This window comes from Mycobacterium sp. (assembly GCF_047975165.1).
GTDB lineage: Bacteria > Actinomycetota > Actinomycetes > Mycobacteriales > Mycobacteriaceae > Mycobacterium.
In genome coordinates this window covers 29,763-45,360 of the sequence record NZ_JBKECZ010000035.1, presented here as the reverse complement: position 1 = coordinate 45,360, position 15,598 = coordinate 29,763, and the positions used below count along the sequence as shown (strand labels likewise).

12 protein-coding genes and 1 tRNA gene are annotated in these 15,598 nt (G+C 66.0%); 7 read left to right on the top strand and 6 right to left on the bottom strand.

Annotated features, from left to right (window positions below):
• Both ACK5M9_RS03480 and ACK5M9_RS03475 read left to right on the top strand, forming a co-directional pair.
• Positions 1-606, top strand: a 606-nt coding sequence (locus ACK5M9_RS03480) for an IS256 family transposase (protein WP_416891807.1), incomplete at its 5' end; no start/stop codon positions are given.
• A gap of 331 nt (positions 607-937) precedes the next feature.
• Positions 938-1,714 (top strand): transposase family protein, encoded by a 777-nt coding sequence (locus ACK5M9_RS03475; protein WP_416891806.1) that lies wholly within the window; start codon positions 938-940, stop codon positions 1,712-1,714.
• Here the strand turns inward: ACK5M9_RS03475 and ACK5M9_RS03470 are convergent.
• The 4 genes from ACK5M9_RS03470 to ACK5M9_RS03455 all read right to left on the bottom strand — a co-directional run bounded on the left by ACK5M9_RS03470 (position 1,629) and on the right by ACK5M9_RS03455 (position 6,019).
• Entirely contained in the window at positions 1,629-2,336 is a 708-nt protein-coding gene (locus tag ACK5M9_RS03470) for an exonuclease domain-containing protein (RefSeq protein ID WP_416891805.1), read from the bottom strand. The genes ACK5M9_RS03475 and ACK5M9_RS03470 overlap by 86 nt on opposite strands.
• 527 nt (positions 2,337-2,863) lie before the next feature.
• Positions 2,864-4,180: an IS256 family transposase gene (locus ACK5M9_RS03465; protein ID WP_416891804.1), complete on the bottom strand. Its 1,317-nt coding sequence runs from the start codon at positions 4,178-4,180 to the stop codon at positions 2,864-2,866.
• 194 nt (positions 4,181-4,374) lie between these two features.
• Positions 4,375-5,775: a type II toxin-antitoxin system HipA family toxin gene (locus ACK5M9_RS03460; RefSeq protein ID WP_416891803.1), complete on the bottom strand. Its 1,401-nt coding sequence runs from the start codon at positions 5,773-5,775 to the stop codon at positions 4,375-4,377.
• Entirely contained in the window at positions 5,768-6,019 is a 252-nt protein-coding gene (locus ACK5M9_RS03455) for a helix-turn-helix transcriptional regulator (RefSeq protein WP_416891802.1), read from the bottom strand. The genes ACK5M9_RS03460 and ACK5M9_RS03455 overlap by 8 nt, the downstream gene beginning before the upstream one ends.
• An 847-nt stretch (positions 6,020-6,866) precedes the next feature.
• Here ACK5M9_RS03455 and ACK5M9_RS03450 point away from each other — a divergent pair.
• A complete protein-coding gene (locus ACK5M9_RS03450; RefSeq protein WP_416891801.1) occupies positions 6,867-8,588 on the top strand; it encodes a PPE family protein in 1,722 nt (573 codons plus the stop codon).
• A gap of 73 nt (positions 8,589-8,661) precedes the next feature.
• Positions 8,662-9,417, top strand: coding sequence for a molybdate ABC transporter substrate-binding protein (gene modA / locus ACK5M9_RS03445; protein WP_416891810.1), 756 nt, complete (start codon positions 8,662-8,664; stop codon positions 9,415-9,417).
• Positions 9,418-9,652: 235 nt separating this feature from the next.
• On the opposite strand, the gene ACK5M9_RS03440 is transcribed toward modA, so the two are convergent.
• Entirely contained in the window at positions 9,653-10,825 is a 1,173-nt protein-coding gene (locus ACK5M9_RS03440) for a Fic family protein (RefSeq protein WP_416891800.1), read from the bottom strand.
• Between the two features lie 308 nt (positions 10,826-11,133).
• Between ACK5M9_RS03440 and ACK5M9_RS03435 the strand changes: the two genes are divergently transcribed.
• Together ACK5M9_RS03435 and ACK5M9_RS03430 are read left to right on the top strand one after the other, a co-directional pair.
• Positions 11,134-12,216, top strand: a complete 1,083-nt coding sequence (locus ACK5M9_RS03435; RefSeq protein WP_416891799.1) for a helix-turn-helix domain-containing protein — start codon at positions 11,134-11,136, stop codon at positions 12,214-12,216.
• An 18-nt stretch (positions 12,217-12,234) separates the two neighbouring features.
• A complete protein-coding gene (locus tag ACK5M9_RS03430; protein WP_416891798.1) occupies positions 12,235-12,780 on the top strand; it encodes a hypothetical protein in 546 nt (181 codons plus the stop codon).
• A gap of 341 nt (positions 12,781-13,121) precedes the next feature.
• Here ACK5M9_RS03430 and ACK5M9_RS03425 read toward each other — a convergent pair.
• Positions 13,122-13,204, bottom strand: a tRNA-Leu gene (locus ACK5M9_RS03425).
• Between the two features lie 588 nt (positions 13,205-13,792).
• Here ACK5M9_RS03425 and ACK5M9_RS03420 point away from each other — a divergent pair.
• On the top strand, positions 13,793-15,550 hold the full coding sequence (locus tag ACK5M9_RS03420) for a DUF3662 and FHA domain-containing protein (RefSeq protein WP_416891797.1): 1,758 nt from the start codon (positions 13,793-13,795) through the stop codon (positions 15,548-15,550).
• Positions 15,551-15,598 lie beyond the last annotated feature (48 nt).

Genomic DNA, 15,598 nt, shown 5'->3' with positions numbered 1-15,598 from the left:
GGGTGGCTGACGTTCTGGCGGTCGCTGACCGCCCGCGGCCTGTCCGGGGTCAAGCTGGTCACCTCCGACGCGCACGCCGGACTGGTAGCCGCGATCGGCGCCACCCTGCCCGGCGCGGCCTGGCAGCGCTGCAGAACCCACTACACGACCAACCTCATGGCGAAGACACCCAAGAGTTCGTGGCCCTGGGTGCGTACCCTGTTGCATTCGGTGTTCGATCAACCCGACGCTGAAGCGGTTGCCGATCACTATGATCGGATCATCGACGCGCTCGCCGACAAGCTCCCCGACGTTGCCGACCACCTCGAAGCGGCCCGACCCGATCTGCTGGCATTCACCGCGTTCCCCAAACAGATCTGGCGCCAAATCTGGAGCAACAACCCCCAGGAGCGACTCAACAAAGAGATCCGGCGCCGCACCGACGTCGTCGGTATCTTCCCCGACCGCGACGCCCTGATCCGCCTCGTCGGCGCCGTCCTGACCGAACAACACGACGAATGGGCCGAATCCAGGCGCTACCTCGGCCTCGACGTCCTGAGCAAATCACGCACCGTCGGCGAGACCACGACAGAACAGGAGGCCACCCCCGCGGCACTGACCGCCTGAACCATCGCCTCGAAGAATCACACGACGACGTTGTACACCACGTTCCTGGACTTGACCCCGCCGCGCGGCGTCGAGAGCGGCAACACGGTTGGGCTCAACTTGTTCTGACCGCCGCAACCTCGCCATACCCGATTAGATAACGTATCTGGATGCCAACAGCATCTCAAATGTGTTGGCACGCAGCGAGAATGTTGCGGCGGTCCTATAATTCAGGCGCTTCCCGGTTCTGTGTGGGTCGGGAGCAGCCGGGTTGGGCGGTCAGCGGCAGGATCTGTGGGATGCGCGACATCGAGTTGTACCGCCATCTGTTGGGACTTCAGGCCTCTGGAAAGTGAGCCGAGTCGAGCTATCGGCCGACGACGGGCGAGTCGATGTCTGGGTGGAACATCCAGCCCGGACCCGGTTTGGCTGCCCGGATTGCGATGCGGTGTTGGCGGTCTATGACCACACCGACGAGCGCAGCTGGCGGCATCTGGACTCGTGCGCGTTCATGACGTTCCCGCATGCCAGCCCACCGCGGGTGGCCTGCCCCGATCACGGGGTGCGCCAAGCCCGGCTGCCGTGGGCCGAGCCGCACTCACGATTCACCATGCTGTTCGAGCGGCTGGCCACCGACGTGCTCGTGGCGTTCGACGTGGCCTGGGCAGCAAAGCTGCTGCGGATCAGCTGGGATGAGGCATGGCATCTGATGGACCGCGCGGTGGCCCGCGGTCTGGCCGCCAAACCCGCCAGCGTGCCGGTCCACCTCGGGGTCGATGAGAAAGCCGCGGGCGACAAGAGCTTGGCCGACTCAAAATATCTGTGGCTGTACTCCGCGGAGAACCTGCCCGCCCGCCACCACGACCGCTTCGCGGCCCTGCGCGCCGGGAACCTGAAAACCGCCCGGGCATGGGCCATCAAGGATGGCCTGCGCCACCTATGGTCCTATTGTCCAGCTCGACCTGCTCGGATAGCACCCTCCGCCGCGAGAATCGGGAACCTTCGCCGCCACCTGCCCCGGCCACCCGAGCTCAACTCACCCGTCAGCGCGACTCCGTCGGCCATCCCGGCCGGATCGACCGGGCGGCCTCCAGGTTGCCCTTGCGTTCAAAGAACTTGCCGAGGCTGAGCTGTTGCTCTTTGCGCCAGCGCTTTTGCCCATCGTGTAGTTCATCGAGTGAGTAGTCGGCCAACGCCGGGTACTGCGCCGCGATCCGGGGAACCAGCAGGGCGGCGGCCAGCGCATCCGCGCTCGAGGTGTGCGCATTCTCCAGCGGGACACCGTAGAGCTCCGCCAACGTCGTCAGCGTCCGCTTGCCCCGACGGTAGGTGTCGACGTGCTTGTCCAGAACGAACGGATCGATCACCGGGCGAATCTCACCCAGCCGTGCCACCAGAGTCGCCACACCGTGGCGTTCGTTCTCCACCTCCAACATCGTCAAGTCGTAGGAGGCGTTGAAGGCGACCACCGGGTTGGTGGCCGCAAGCCACACCGCGATTCGGGAGGTGATTTCTTCCAACGCCTGCGCCGGCGCGACGCCGTTGGCGGAGGCGTGCGCGGTGGAAATCCCGTGCACGGCTTCGGCACCGGCGGGAATCGGCACCCCCGGATCGAGCAGCCAGAACTGTTCGTTTTGCGTCGAGTCCGGGCCCACCTCGATGATCGACGCGGTGACGATGCGATCGGTCCAGGGATCGATTCCGGTGGTCTCGACATCTACGGCAAGGAATGGTCCGTCGGCCCAACTCATGGGCTCAAGTTAGCAGCGGGATCCGACACCACCGGGAATGCGGTTCTGCCGGCCACCCGATCAGGATACCCGCCGGCCGTCCTCCGCGTGCGGCTTCGGCGATCACCCCAGCGGCGGGCCGAGCAGCGCGCGGGCATCTTTGATCAACAGCGCCAGATGCAGCGGATCGGTCAGCGAAGATCGCGGGCTCCACACGGTCATGCCGCTGAACGCTCGTGGTGCACGTAGCCCCGGTACAACACGGTCCGATTCGCGAGAAGGGGATCCGGGCCGGGGCAGATCGCGCCGGAGACGACCCCGGGTAGCTCCGCGCTTTCAACCCGTCGGAGGTGCGGACATGTCGTTGCCTCCGCTGACCACGCTGAATCGTCTGCGGGCAACACTGGTGCACGGATTCACCGTCGCGCCCGAGCACCCGGATCCGACGTGCTGCCCGCCAGGACAGGATCAGCGCACCCACCCATGGACGCGACCGTCATAGTCACGAAAAGACTGGGAGAAATTGTCAAACCCGTGGATTGGCGTTTTCAGGCGACCTCCGTTTCGGTGTGCTGGGCGCCGTTTGAGGGCGGTGTCGGTGGGGTGATGCCGGTGGGTCGTTCGAGTAGCTTGCCTTTGTGGAAGACCGCGCCGGCACGGACCAGGGCGACCAGGTGGGGTGCGTTGACGGCCCGCCATCGGGCTTGGGCGGCATCAATGAGCTTGTAGGCCATGGCGATCCCGGCCGCCCGTGATCCGGGGCCTTTGGTGACCTTGGTCCGTAGCCGTACGGTGGCAAAAGTGCTCTCGATCGGATTTGTCGTGCGCAGGTGGATCCAATGTTCAGCCGGATATTTGTAGAACTCCAGCAGCGTGTCGAGATCGTCGGTGATCTTGGCGACCGCTTTGGGGTACTTGGAACCGTAGTCGACTTCGAAGGCCTTGACCGCCGCGCGCGCCTTGTCGATATCCTCGGCGTTGTAGATGTCCTTGATCGCCGCCAACGCCGATGGGTGGGTTGATTTTGGTAGTGCGGCAAGGATATTGGCTTGTTTGTGGATCCAGCACCGCTGCTCCTTGGTCGCCGGGAACACCTCGCGGATCGCTTTCCAGAAACCGAGAGCACCGTCACCGACGGCCAGGACCGGGGCCGTCATGCCGCGCCGCTTGCAGTCGCGCAGCAGATCAGCCCACGACTCGGTCGACTCCCGATACCCATCAGTCAAGGCGACCAGTTCCTTGCGTCCATCAGTGCGCACGCCGATCATCACCAGCAGACACAGCTTGGTCTGCTCCAGACGAACTTTGAGGTCGATGCCGTCGACCCACAGGTAGACGTAATCGGTGCCCGACAGATCCCGGCGCCTGAACGCCGCGGCTTCGTCCTGCCATTGGCTGGTTGGTCGAGTGATCGTCGAGGCCGACAGTCCCGCTCCCGAGCCGAGGAACTGCTCCAAGGCCGCGGTGAAGTCGCCGGTGGACAACCCATGCAGGTACAGCAACGGCAGCACCCCGCTCATCTGCGGAGACTTACGCGCCCAGGCCGGCAGGATCGCCGAGGAAAACCGCTGACGTTCACCGGTATCGGGGTCGACACGGCGGTCGTTGACTCGCGGCGCGGTAACCTCCACTGCGCCGGCCGCGGTCAGCACCTCGCGCGGTTGGTGATAGCCGTTGCGGACGACCAGGCGATGACCGTTCTCATCGAGCTGGTCGGTGAACTGCTCCACATGCGCGGCCACTTCAGCCAGCAGCGCCGCGGTCAACATCTGCCGAGCCCCATCGCGGACGATCTCATCGAGCAGCGACCGATGACCGGTCTGCTTGTCGTTGGCCTCCGCGTCGTCGTGAACTACGGTGAGCATGGGCGTACCGTCCCGAACCAACGTGTCAACGCCGGCTCTTGATCAGACCTTCAAACATTCAGATCATCCTCGGGAAGGTGCGCCCACTTTCGCACCCCACACCGAGGACCATCCACAAGTTCTGATCATTGCTCTTCTTCGGTGTTCGCTCAGGTCTACGCCGGAGTCGACCGCGGCCAGTGTTTCGACACGCTTTAACGTCGTGGCCGTTGCCTCCAGTGATCGTCGACCCGCCGCCCGCCCCGTTGGTGACCGCGGACGAATACCTGCTCGCTGTCACCTTGCCCAGGTGCTGGAGCCGATTGGGGGATTTCGGAACCTACCGATGGGGAGCCCCAGGACTTGCGGGTCCAGAACTCGTCCAGGTTCGATCGCATCTGTTCCAAACCGACACCGGTGGCGGTGTCGGCGATCGCCGAACCTGTTGCGTCGATGGTCGATTCGACGGTGCGTTGAGCGAGTTTGGCCGGCAGGCCCCAGGTGCGGGCCTCGGCGATGAGATCCTCGGCGTCGACGTCCATGATGCTGGTCTTGCCGTTGATGAGGTGCCCTGTTCCGCGAAATCGTTGCGCGATGAACATGACGGGGGCGCTGTCGTAGAGCGGAGCCAGCGACACCTCACCCCGCTGGCCGATCAGCAATGAGTAGTTCTTCGAGTGCGCGTCTCCGTTGCCGGTGATGACGTTGTAGGTCACCGCCCTAAGCAGTGCGGTACGCAGCTCGGTGGGGTCGCCGGCAGCCTGCCCCACCGCCCGGGCAACCAATCGGGACAGCCGCGATCCTTGCGAGCGCGACTCCTGGGGTGCTTCGTACTTGTTCTGCGGGGGCAGCCCGAGGGCTTGGCAGAAATCCTCTTGGTGTAGGCGCTGGCCCTGGGGGTCGCGGTCGTAACGGGTGAGCACGATCGCCATCCGGCCGTCGAAGGTCTCGATCCGCGACTGCGCAGCGGTCAAGCCCGCTGCCGCCGCGACGTGCAGCGACCAGTCCTCAGCCTGGATTAGATGAGGGATCGTGCCCTGTTGGGGCTCGGGTTTGATGATGTGCGTCGAGGCCGCGCCGTGTTGCGGGATCCCCCATCGCCCTCCGCCGAGGTCGGCCACCAGCACCTTGTCCTGAATCCCAGCCAGTGAGGCATGGGGCAGGGCCCCGTCGGGGAGGTTGTAGGTGGGTAGGTCAGCGACGATCCGGGCGACGTCGTCAGGGGTGAGCTCGCGCACCGTGGGCTCTGGTGGGGCGGCGCCGGCGCGCAGAAACTGCACGGCGCCGGCGCAGTCTCCGCCCACGGCATGCAGCAGGGCCATCAGATCGGTGGTCGGTACCCGCAGTGCTGTGGCCAGCTGTTGGCGCAGGTTGCCCTCGGGCAACAGGCCCTCAAGGAAGTTGGTGACAGGTAGTGGGCCGCCGACGGCGTCGGCGACGGGCTTGTGCGAAATGGGAAGTGCCAGCGACAGGATCCGTCGACCCTCGCCGTAGGTGTCGAGCGCTTCTTCGGTGAATTCGAGCCGGTAATGGATGCGTCCCGGGTTGGGTTGGGTCAGGCGTGCCAGAGGCCGCCGGTAAAGCCATACGTCGAGCGGTTCGACGCGCTCAGCCATCGATCACCGTGATCTGGGCGAACTTGGGGATGACGGCGAGCGCCATGCCGCATTCGGCGAGCGCGCGCAGCGCGGTGTCGACCGATACCGAGTCGCCGCGCTCCATGCGTGAGACGGTCATTCGGGAGACGCCGAGGCGTTCGGCCAGATCGGCTTGTTGCAGGCCCCGCCCACGTCGCGCGTCGCGAATGGCGCGGCCCAGGGCCGCGGAATCCGCTACCCAGGACCACGGGACATGCTTCATATTTGTAGCTTACCGCCAGGGCGCCATTGATGCTAGAAATTTATAGCTTTGAGCTCCACTGGATCTTATGATCGATATTTACGGCATTGAGCTGGGCGGGCGGGCCTGCGGCAGCTCTACCTGCCGGCACCGTCACATCCGCCGCTGCGCCCGAAGTCCAACTTGGCCGAGGCCTTCGTGGCGCGCACACCGGCGTTCTTGACGGTGGCTTTCGAGGCCACCACGTTCTTCGGTGTTCACTGAGCCACCACCGCACCTCCATCGACCGTCGATGGGTTTACCCGGTACCGCCGCGTGGACGTGCTTGACCACGACGTTTCTGCCGACGCGGGTGTCAGAGAGCCTCTCCACGAGTACTTTCGGCGGGATACTGGGCGCAGAAAGCCCCACGGAGAGCGGTCTGATTTTGGCTGCACCCCAGTTGCGCTGCCCGGCCGCCAAGAGCCATCGCGCTAGTGAGCGTGTGGCAGGCCTCCCAGTAGCCTAGCGCTGGTGGCACAGCGGGTTTTGACCCGGCCACGGGGGCTTTGGTGCAGGATGCCGGGTTGTCCGCATCATTCGCAGGTGACGGCCGAGGCGTGTTCGGCGTCGTCGGTGATGGCGTCCATGGCGTCGAGCAGATCCGGATCGGGGTCGTCGCTGCCGGCCTGAAAGTAGTAGCGTGCCCACGGTCACGTAATTCCCCAGGGGCTGCCGCGGAATCTCTGCCGACCCGCGCATCATGATCCGCACATGCGCGTTATATATCCAATTGTCACCATGCTTCCTGACTGAATGACGTTGTATCATCGTTTTTGCGGAACCGTCCCCTATCGACGGAACTTCACCTGATGGAGGGAAATCGATCATGTTGGCGCCGGCGTGGATGGCGTTCCCGCCGGAAGTGCATTCGGCACTACTGTCCGGCGGACCGGGACCGGGGCCGTTGATCGCGGCAGCGGTTGCGTGGAATTCGCTCAGCGCCGAGTACACCTCTGCGGCCGACGAACTCACCGCGCTGCTCGCATCCGTGCAGGCCGGCGCGTGGGAAGGGCCGAGCGCCGCGCAATACGCGACCGCACACACGCCATACCTTGCGTGGCTGCTACAGGCCAGCACCGACAGTGCCGCAGCCGCGGCCCATCACCTCACCGCGGCCGCCGCGTACACGACCGCGCTGGCCGCTATGCCGACACTGGCCGAGCTGGCCGCCAACCACGTCACTCACGCGGCGTTGGTGGCGACCAATTTCTTCGGGATCAACACCATCCCGATCGCACTCAACGAAGCCGACTACGTGCGGATGTGGATTCAGGCCGCCACCACCATGACGACCTATCAAGCGGTCGCGACGGCCGAGTCGGGCGGAGCGGCGCCGGTCACCCCGAGTCCCCAGATCATGCATTCCGAAAACGGTAGCCACGGAGGCCCGGGTGACGACGGCGGCATGAACGGCGGCGGCATGGACGGGGGAGGAAACATGGGCGGCGGCATGCACGGCGGCGGAAACATGGGCGGGGGCATGCACGGCGGCGGCATGAACGGCGGCGGAATGCACGGCGGCATGAAGATGGGTATCAACCTGCCCACGACGTGGGAGGAATTGCTGAAAGCCCTTTTCCCGCCGCAGTTCGATCCGTTCAATCCGAACTCCTTCAGCATGATGCAGCCGAATTTGACGATGTTCCTCCCGCGCGCTGAAAAGATGCTGGCGGCGTACGCGGGCAATCCCACCCAGTTGGCCCAGGCCGCAACGTTCCTCGGTGCCCAATTCGTCATTCACCGAACCATGTACTTGACCTGGATTGTTCTCCACGCTCCGGCGATGCTGCCGTCCTTTGTCGCCGCCAACCCGCTGTATTCGGTGGGGTTGGCTGCCGCGGCGGCCTCGCCGCTGGCGATCGCGCCCGTGGGAGCGGCCGGCGGATTGGCGGGTCTGGCGGGATTGGCCGGCATCGCTCAACCCGCAGCGGTCCCGGTCGTCCCGGCCCCAGCCCTGGCACCGGCGGTCGGCCCGGTATCGCCGGCCATCGCGGCCCCGGCCCCAGCTCCGGCTCCCGCCCCGGCCCCGGCTCCGGCTGCCGCCCCCGCGCCCCCGCCCGCCCCGGCACCCCCACCCGGCACAGCACCACCGACACCACCGGCGGCGTCACCACCGCCGGTCACTGGTACCGAGGGTTTCGGCTATCTGGTTGCCGCGTCCAGCACAGCGGCCGTGTCGCACCTGCACTCCAGCACTAGAGCGACGAACAGGGCGGCCGAAACCGCCGGCGCAGCGGTCGCGACCGCCACGGCCGTCGGCAAACCAGTCCGGGCCCGGCAGAGCCAGCGGTCCGGGATGCTTGGCCGTCGCTACGAATACTTGGATTTGGAACCGGATGCGGGCGTAAAACTCGACGACGGTCGCGCGCCGGCAGCCTCCGACCGGGGTGCGGGACCACTGGGATTCACCAATACCACCGCTCGGGCCGGTGGGCGGCGCGCGGCGGGATTGACCACGCTCGCCGCCGATAACTTCAACGACGGCCCGACGATGCCGATGGTGCCCGGTAGCTGGCAGCCCGACACCGACGAGCCGGACACGTGCTAGACGGGAAAGATCGCCGGTCGTTTTCGACCGGCGCCGGCGCGCGCGTGGACGTTTCGACGCAAGCGTGACGTCCGTGCACAGGATTCGGATGCTCGCCTACCTGATGTCAACGATGTTGGTAGCGAGCCAAACTGGCTGTGCCGCACGCACATCCTCGCCGTCGATCGTGGTGTTCGCCGCCGCATCGCTCAAGCCGACCTTCACCAGGATCGGCGAACGATTCGAAGCCGACCACCCGGGCACCAGCGTCCGCTTCGACTTCGCAAGTGCGTCCGATCTCGCGATCCGACTCACCCAGGGGGCGCGCGGCGACGTGTTCGCCTCGGCCGACACCGCGCAAATGACCAAGGTTGTCGATGCCGGCTTGATCGCGGGCACTCCGGTCGACTTCGCCTCCAACACGCTGGCCATCGTCACCGCCGTCGGCAACCCGAAGCGCATCGAGTCCTTTGCCGATCTCGCGCAGCCGGGACTCACCGTGCTGGTATCACCGCCGCCGACGCCGTGCGGAGTGGCAACCCTGCGCGTCGAGAACAGCACCGGCGTGCACCTCGATCCGGCCAGCGAAGAACCCAACGTCGAAGACGTTCTCAACAAGGTCATCACCGGTCAGGCCGATGCGGGCCTGGTCAACATCACCGATGCCCGTGCCGCCGGCGACACGGTGACCACGGTGATGTTCCCCGAGGCCGCGGAAGCGGTGACCACCTACCCGATCGCGGTGCTGAAACCGGCGGGCCAGCCGAGCTTGGCCGGAAAGTTCGTCGACCTCGTCACCAACGAGTACGGCCAGAAAATCCTGGGTCGGGCCGGCTTCGGCAAACCGTGACGCGGTCGCCGCGCGGTGGCGCAGGGGGGCGCGGGGGGAGCTCGGCTTCGAGTCGTTCGCGAGCGTAACGGGGGTGCGATTTCGCGCTCCGGATTTCGCCGTGGCGTTACGCTCGCGAGCAAGCGGGACGAATCGCCCCGGACAGAAAACCGGCAGGTCGCGGCCATGGCGGCCCAAAGCCCAGCGACCGTGTCCGAAATCAGGCGGGCAGCGCAGGTTCGCCGCTGTGCCGCCCTCAGTGCTCCAGCGCGGCCAGGACGGCGTCGCACTGGAAGATCCGGTCGTATCGACCGGGAGTTCGCTGCCGGAGAATCCCCTTGGCGACCAACTTCGCGATGGCCGAGTTCGCCGCTTGGAACGACACGTTGTACAGCTTCGCCGCCAGCGACGCGGTGATCATCGGATAGCCGATCAAGTCGTCGGCGATTCGCAGTGAGACCCCCTTTGAACCCCGCAGCGCTGCCTGAAAGCGCTCCCTCAACGCGAGCAACCTGTCAACGCGCGCGACGACCTCGCGGGCCTCGGCCTCGATGGCCGCGGAGATGAAGCGCACCCACGGATCCCACCGGCCGGTCTGAGACACCGCCAACAGTCCGTCCTGGTATTCGTCCCGACGCTGTTCAAGCCACGGCGAAATGTTCAGGACGGGGAACCGAAGATCACCGGCGGCCAGCAGTTGCAGCACCATGACGAGCCGGCCGAGTCGTCCATTGCCGTCATGGAACGGATGCAGCGCCTCGAACTGGTAATGCGCAACGGCGACGCGGACGACCGTCGGCAATGCACCGCTACCGTCGCGGACCCACACTTGCCAGGCCTCCAGCCCGTCGGTGAGGCGGTGGTCGGCGGGCGGCGGAACGAACCGCGCCGAGGCTACCCGGCGGCCCCCGACGCCGATGAACACCTGTGTTGTGCGAACGCTCCCCGCGTGCCGCCCATCGCTCGGCGTCCCCCGAAGCAGCTCGCCCTGAAGGCCCTCCAGCATTCGTATGGAGATCGGCTGGCCGTCGCCGATCAGTTCGTAGGCGGCTTCGGCTGCCGCCACATAGTTGCGCACCTCGCGCACCGACCCGGTTATCCGGTCGGCATCGAGGAAGTCGGCTTCGAAGACATCGGACAGTGCGGCGTAGGTGCCTTCCAGCGCCGACGTGCTCACTGCCTCGCGTCTGGTCGCGGGTCGAGCAAGCAACACCGGGTTGGGCAGCAGCGAGGCCGCCTGATCGGCGCGCGCCATGGCGGCGGCAGCGGCGACCACCGCAGAGTAGGTGGCGCCGTCGAGCGCGAATTCCTGCGGGAGTGGGTCCGGGACGTAGGCGAAGTAGTCGTAGGGCTCGCGAAACCGCAGGTCATAGCCCGAAATCGGCACCACCTGCCCGATCGGGCCGCTCCGCAACGCGTCAACATCCATCACATACATCCCAGAGGCCAGGGTTGAAAAACAGGTTTGTAATTTCAAGGTTACGGCCTCACCCTAAAATAGGATGTATTCGATTTCACGGTTGCGGTTGAGATCAGCACCGTTCTCGGGTCCGGTGTCGACTGGTGTCCGGCGTGCGGAATCGGTCTTGCGGGGTCTACATGATGTAGGTAGCGCGGGTGGGCCCTCGGACATGTCGGTGCATGTCGCTAGCGTTCTGACATGAGCCAAGGGGGCGGGGTACGACATGCCTGAATCCAGAGTTTGGGATTTTCCCAACTTCAACCCAATATCCGGTTATGGGCGCTGACATTGGAGCGCGCGTCGGATCGCTCATCCCCGCAGGACAACAGGGCCGGATCGCTGATGCCGTGGGCATGCCGGCAGACGCGATGTCACGTGCGGTGCGAGGGCAACGCAGCTTCTCCGCCGTAGAACTGGCGCGGATTGCCGAACACCTTGGAGCGGAGGTGCACTGGCTGATCACCGGGGAGCCCGATCCGCATCGGGTGACCGTCGTCGCACGCCACGACTACGACCCAAGCACTGGCAGCCGGGCCATTCCGGGTCATAGCGACGACCGGGATGTGCTCGACGACATCGCGTTGGCGTATAGGCAAGTGGCAACCACGCCGTTGCCGAAGTGCAAACCGCCCACGGACGCCACGGACGCGCTCGGGCAGTTGGGCTCCGGTTTCGTGCGGACGTTCTTGGAGGACGTCGAGACGACGTTCGGCATAAACACAATCCGGGTCGCCGAGCTGTCGACCGCCTACGGCTTCACGGTCGACGAAAACGCAATCATCGCGATTCCCGCGTCCGGAAACTGGTTCCGTGAGAACTGGGACATCGCACACGAACTCGGACACTTCGCCCACGGACACACCGACACCGGTCTATCGGAAGAGACACGAAACCTCCACGAATGGGCGGCCAATGGCTTTGCTGCAGAGTTGCTCATGCCCGCCACACGGGTACACACCCAGGACTGGGCGTCCATGACTGCGGGCGAGCTGGCCGCGCTGGTCTGGGATTTCGGTGTGTCGACCGCCGCAGTGGGACATCGGCTCGATTCGCTCCAGATTCCGGCATCGCCGGTCGTGGAGGAGTGGCGGACGAAACCGACGCAGCGCCTACTGCGACACCACTGGCGGCCGGCCGTGCCTGGTGATCCGATCACCGCCCGCATGGACGCCGCTGCACTTCGACGATTCCCGCCGGCCGTCCAAGACGCTCATCTGGAGTTGATCGCGCAGGGGCAATTACAGAAAGCAACCCTTGCGTGGATGCTCGGGGTCTCTGCCGACGCCTTGGAGGTCGACCAACCGGCCGCACCGGAGTCCATCAGCAGCTTGGAACTGATTACCGCGCTGGGGATCTGAGCTGCCACAGTGACTCTGGTGTTTTTTCCCGATACCACCGCGCGCATCAACTTCGCCACGATCGAGCGCATGGATCTGCTGGAGGATCTCGCCACCGAGCGAGCGTGGTGTGGATCGGTGTCCGACGAGTGCTCCACCTGGGCAGCTGAACCCGACCTCTCATCGATCCGGCGGGCGTGGGACATCTTCGGCGAGCCCTTGCGCCCGGACACGCCAGTCGAACACCTCACGACCAGGACGAATTTCGAGCGACTTCGGGTGCCCGGCGAACCACGCACGAAGAACCTAGGCGAGGCCGAGACGCTGGCGATCATCGAATGCCGCAGCCTCCCTGCGATTCTGTGCACCGACGATCACGCCGTCGGTGCCCTGGTAGCCGGAATGGGCACCGACTATCCGAAAGTGATCGGCACCTGGGATCTCCTGCGCATCGGCTACAAGCGAGACTTCGCCACCGGAGACGAGCTTTGGCAGTATTCGCGGACACTGCACCAGAAGCAACGACACACGCCTCCAACAGGCCCATTCGATCGCGGAAAATTTGACTCCTGGCTCAACGGTTGACGATCAGCGCCGATCCGAATCCCTATTGACGTGCAGCTGTGCCACGTCCGCCTCGAGTTCTGAGATGGCTTCTCTGGTGCTGCCGGGCGCGAGGACGGCCCGGTGGACACCCGCGCCCCGGCCACTCAACCAGCTCGGCATCCCCTGGGCGGGAACTATTGAGGAAGCAGCTATGCGGCCTCCGAGAGCCGCCCGGCTGACAGAAACGGGAGTTGGCAGCCGGAGTCCCCGGACCGCCCAGAAGATGACTTCCGACCGGAGAATCCCGTCAAACACAAAGGCCACGATCTCTTCCGAGTTCGTGACCTCTATGTGCCGCGGGTCTAAAGAACCGCTCACTGTGGGCGAAGGGGGACTTGAACCCCCACGTCCCGAAGGACACTGGCACCTGAAGCCAGCGCGTCTGCCATTCCGCCACTCGCCCGAAACAACCGAAGGACCATATCACTGTAATCGCCGCCGGCGGCAATCGCTGCCGGGCGCCCACCTGTCGCCCGTATCGACTATTGGCCGCTGCGCGTGTGCGCTGGTGGCGTCGACTGTGAATCGTTGGCGTCGACTGTGAGCCCAGGGCGAGATCTGCGCTAATTCCCCGCCCTGGGCTCACAGGGAAAGCCGTGAGTTCACAGTGAAAGCCCGGGCTTCACAGTCGACGCCAACGATTCACAGTCGAGCAGGACAACCCTGAGGTCCACCCCAACGGCCCCGCCCGAACGGGCTCTTCGCAGTCGAGGGCGTACAACGGATCGACGGGCCGCCACCGCGGCAGCGGCCCGGACAGCGGCCGCGAACGGAATCAGACCCCCACCACATCCTCGACCACGTCCACCCCCCGCACCTAAAGCCCCGGTCTCCAAAAGGTCTCGATGCGGTGCTCAGTATTGGCTCAGTATCGCCACAGCGTCGAGAAGTCGCGGCGCGCCGATACGATTATCCCCTGTCACGACGCGCGGCCGAGGCATCCCCGCCTCTGCCGATGATCTCCCCGATACACAGTTAGGCGAGCACACACATGGGTAGCCAACGAGGGCTGGTCCAGCGCATCGAGCGCCGGCTCGAGTCGACCGTCGGCGATGCATTTGCCCGGGTGTTCGGCGGGGCGATCGTGCCCCAAGAGGTCGAAGCGATGTTGCGTCGCGAGGCCGGCGACGGCGTCCGCGCCCTACAGGGCAACCGGTTCCTGGCGCCCAACGACTACGTCATCACCCTCTGTGAGCACGACGCGGAGAAGCTGGATGCCGATCCGGACCTTACGGCCGGTGTTTTTGCCCGACACCTGGCCGACTACATCGAGGAACACGGCTGGCAAACGTATGGTGAGGTGGTCGTCCGGTTCGAGCACTCCTCGAACCTGCATACCGGACAGTTCCGCACCCGTGGCACTGTCAACCCCGACGCCGAGCCCCGCCCGGCAGCTACCGATTACCCCCGGCCACAATTAGATGATGCGTTCGGCGCAGAACTAGGAGTACCACCGATGACCGACAATCCAGGCGACCGCGGAGGTCAGGGTCAGGGCCAGGGGCAGCCCGACGATTATTACGACGACCGCCACCCGCAGCCTCAGGAGGACCAGCGCGGCGGCTATCCCCAGGACGCCGACGGCTATTCGCGCCAGCAGGGTTACCCGCCCCAGCAGGGCTACCCACCGCCGCAGGGCGGCTACCCGGGTCAAGGCGGCTACGGCGATCAGGGCGGTTACCCCGGCCAGGGCGGTTACCAGCAGCACGGCAACCCCGAGCAGGGTCCGGGCGGTTTCGCGCCGACGTATCAGGCCCCGCCAGGCCCGGCGGGCGGCTACGGTAGCCAAAGCGGCTACGGCCAACCTCCGGGCGGCGGCCAGTCCGGCTACGGCCAACCCCAGGGCGGCGGCCAGTCCGGCTACAGCCAGCCTCCGGCCGCAGGCCAGCCCCAGGGCTACGGCCCACCCCAGGGCTACGGCCCACCCCAGGGTTACGGCCAGCCCCAGGGTTACGGCCCACCCCAGGGCGGAGGCCAACCCCAGGGCGGAGGCCAACCCGGCTACGGCCAACCGCAGGGTTACGGCCAGCCACCAGGTGGCGGCCAACCCGGCTACGGCCCACCCCCGGGCTATGGCGACTACGGGAATCCACCCCCCCACCAGGACCAGTCGGGCTACAGCGCTCCCGGCGCTCCGGACGCCCCCGCGGCCCCGGACGTCCAAGACGCCCCGGCCGCTCAGGACATTCAAGACGCCCCGGCGGCGCCTCCCGAACCTCAGAACCAGGGCTACCCCGACCAGGGGGGCTCTCAGGATCAGAGCTGGCAGCAGGGTGGCGGCTACGGCAACCAGTACGCCGAGGCGCCGCAAAGCGGGTATCCGCCTCCGGGCGGCCCCGGTGAGCAAGCCGGCCAACAGCCGGAATACGGTCGGCCCCCGGCCCCCGAATACGGCCAGCAACCCGACTACGGCCAGCAGCCCGACTACGGCAACTACCCCCCGGGCAACTACGGCCCCCCCGCCACCCAGGTCACGCTGCAACTCGACGACGGCAGCGGACGCACCTACCAGCTGCGGGAAGGCTCCAACATCGTCGGGCGCGGCCAGGACGCCCACTTCCGGCTACCCGACACCGGTGTGTCCCGGCGGCACCTGGAGATCCGCTGGGACGGCCAGGTCCCGCTGCTTGCGGACCTGAACTCCACCAACGGCACCATCGTCAACAACGCGCCGGTACAGGAGTGGCAATTGGCCGACGGGGACGTGATCCGGCTCGGGCATTCGGAGATCATCGTCCGCATCCACTGACCCCGGCGGCCCGAAGCGGTCGGCCGTCTCCCCATGTCGGCTACCACC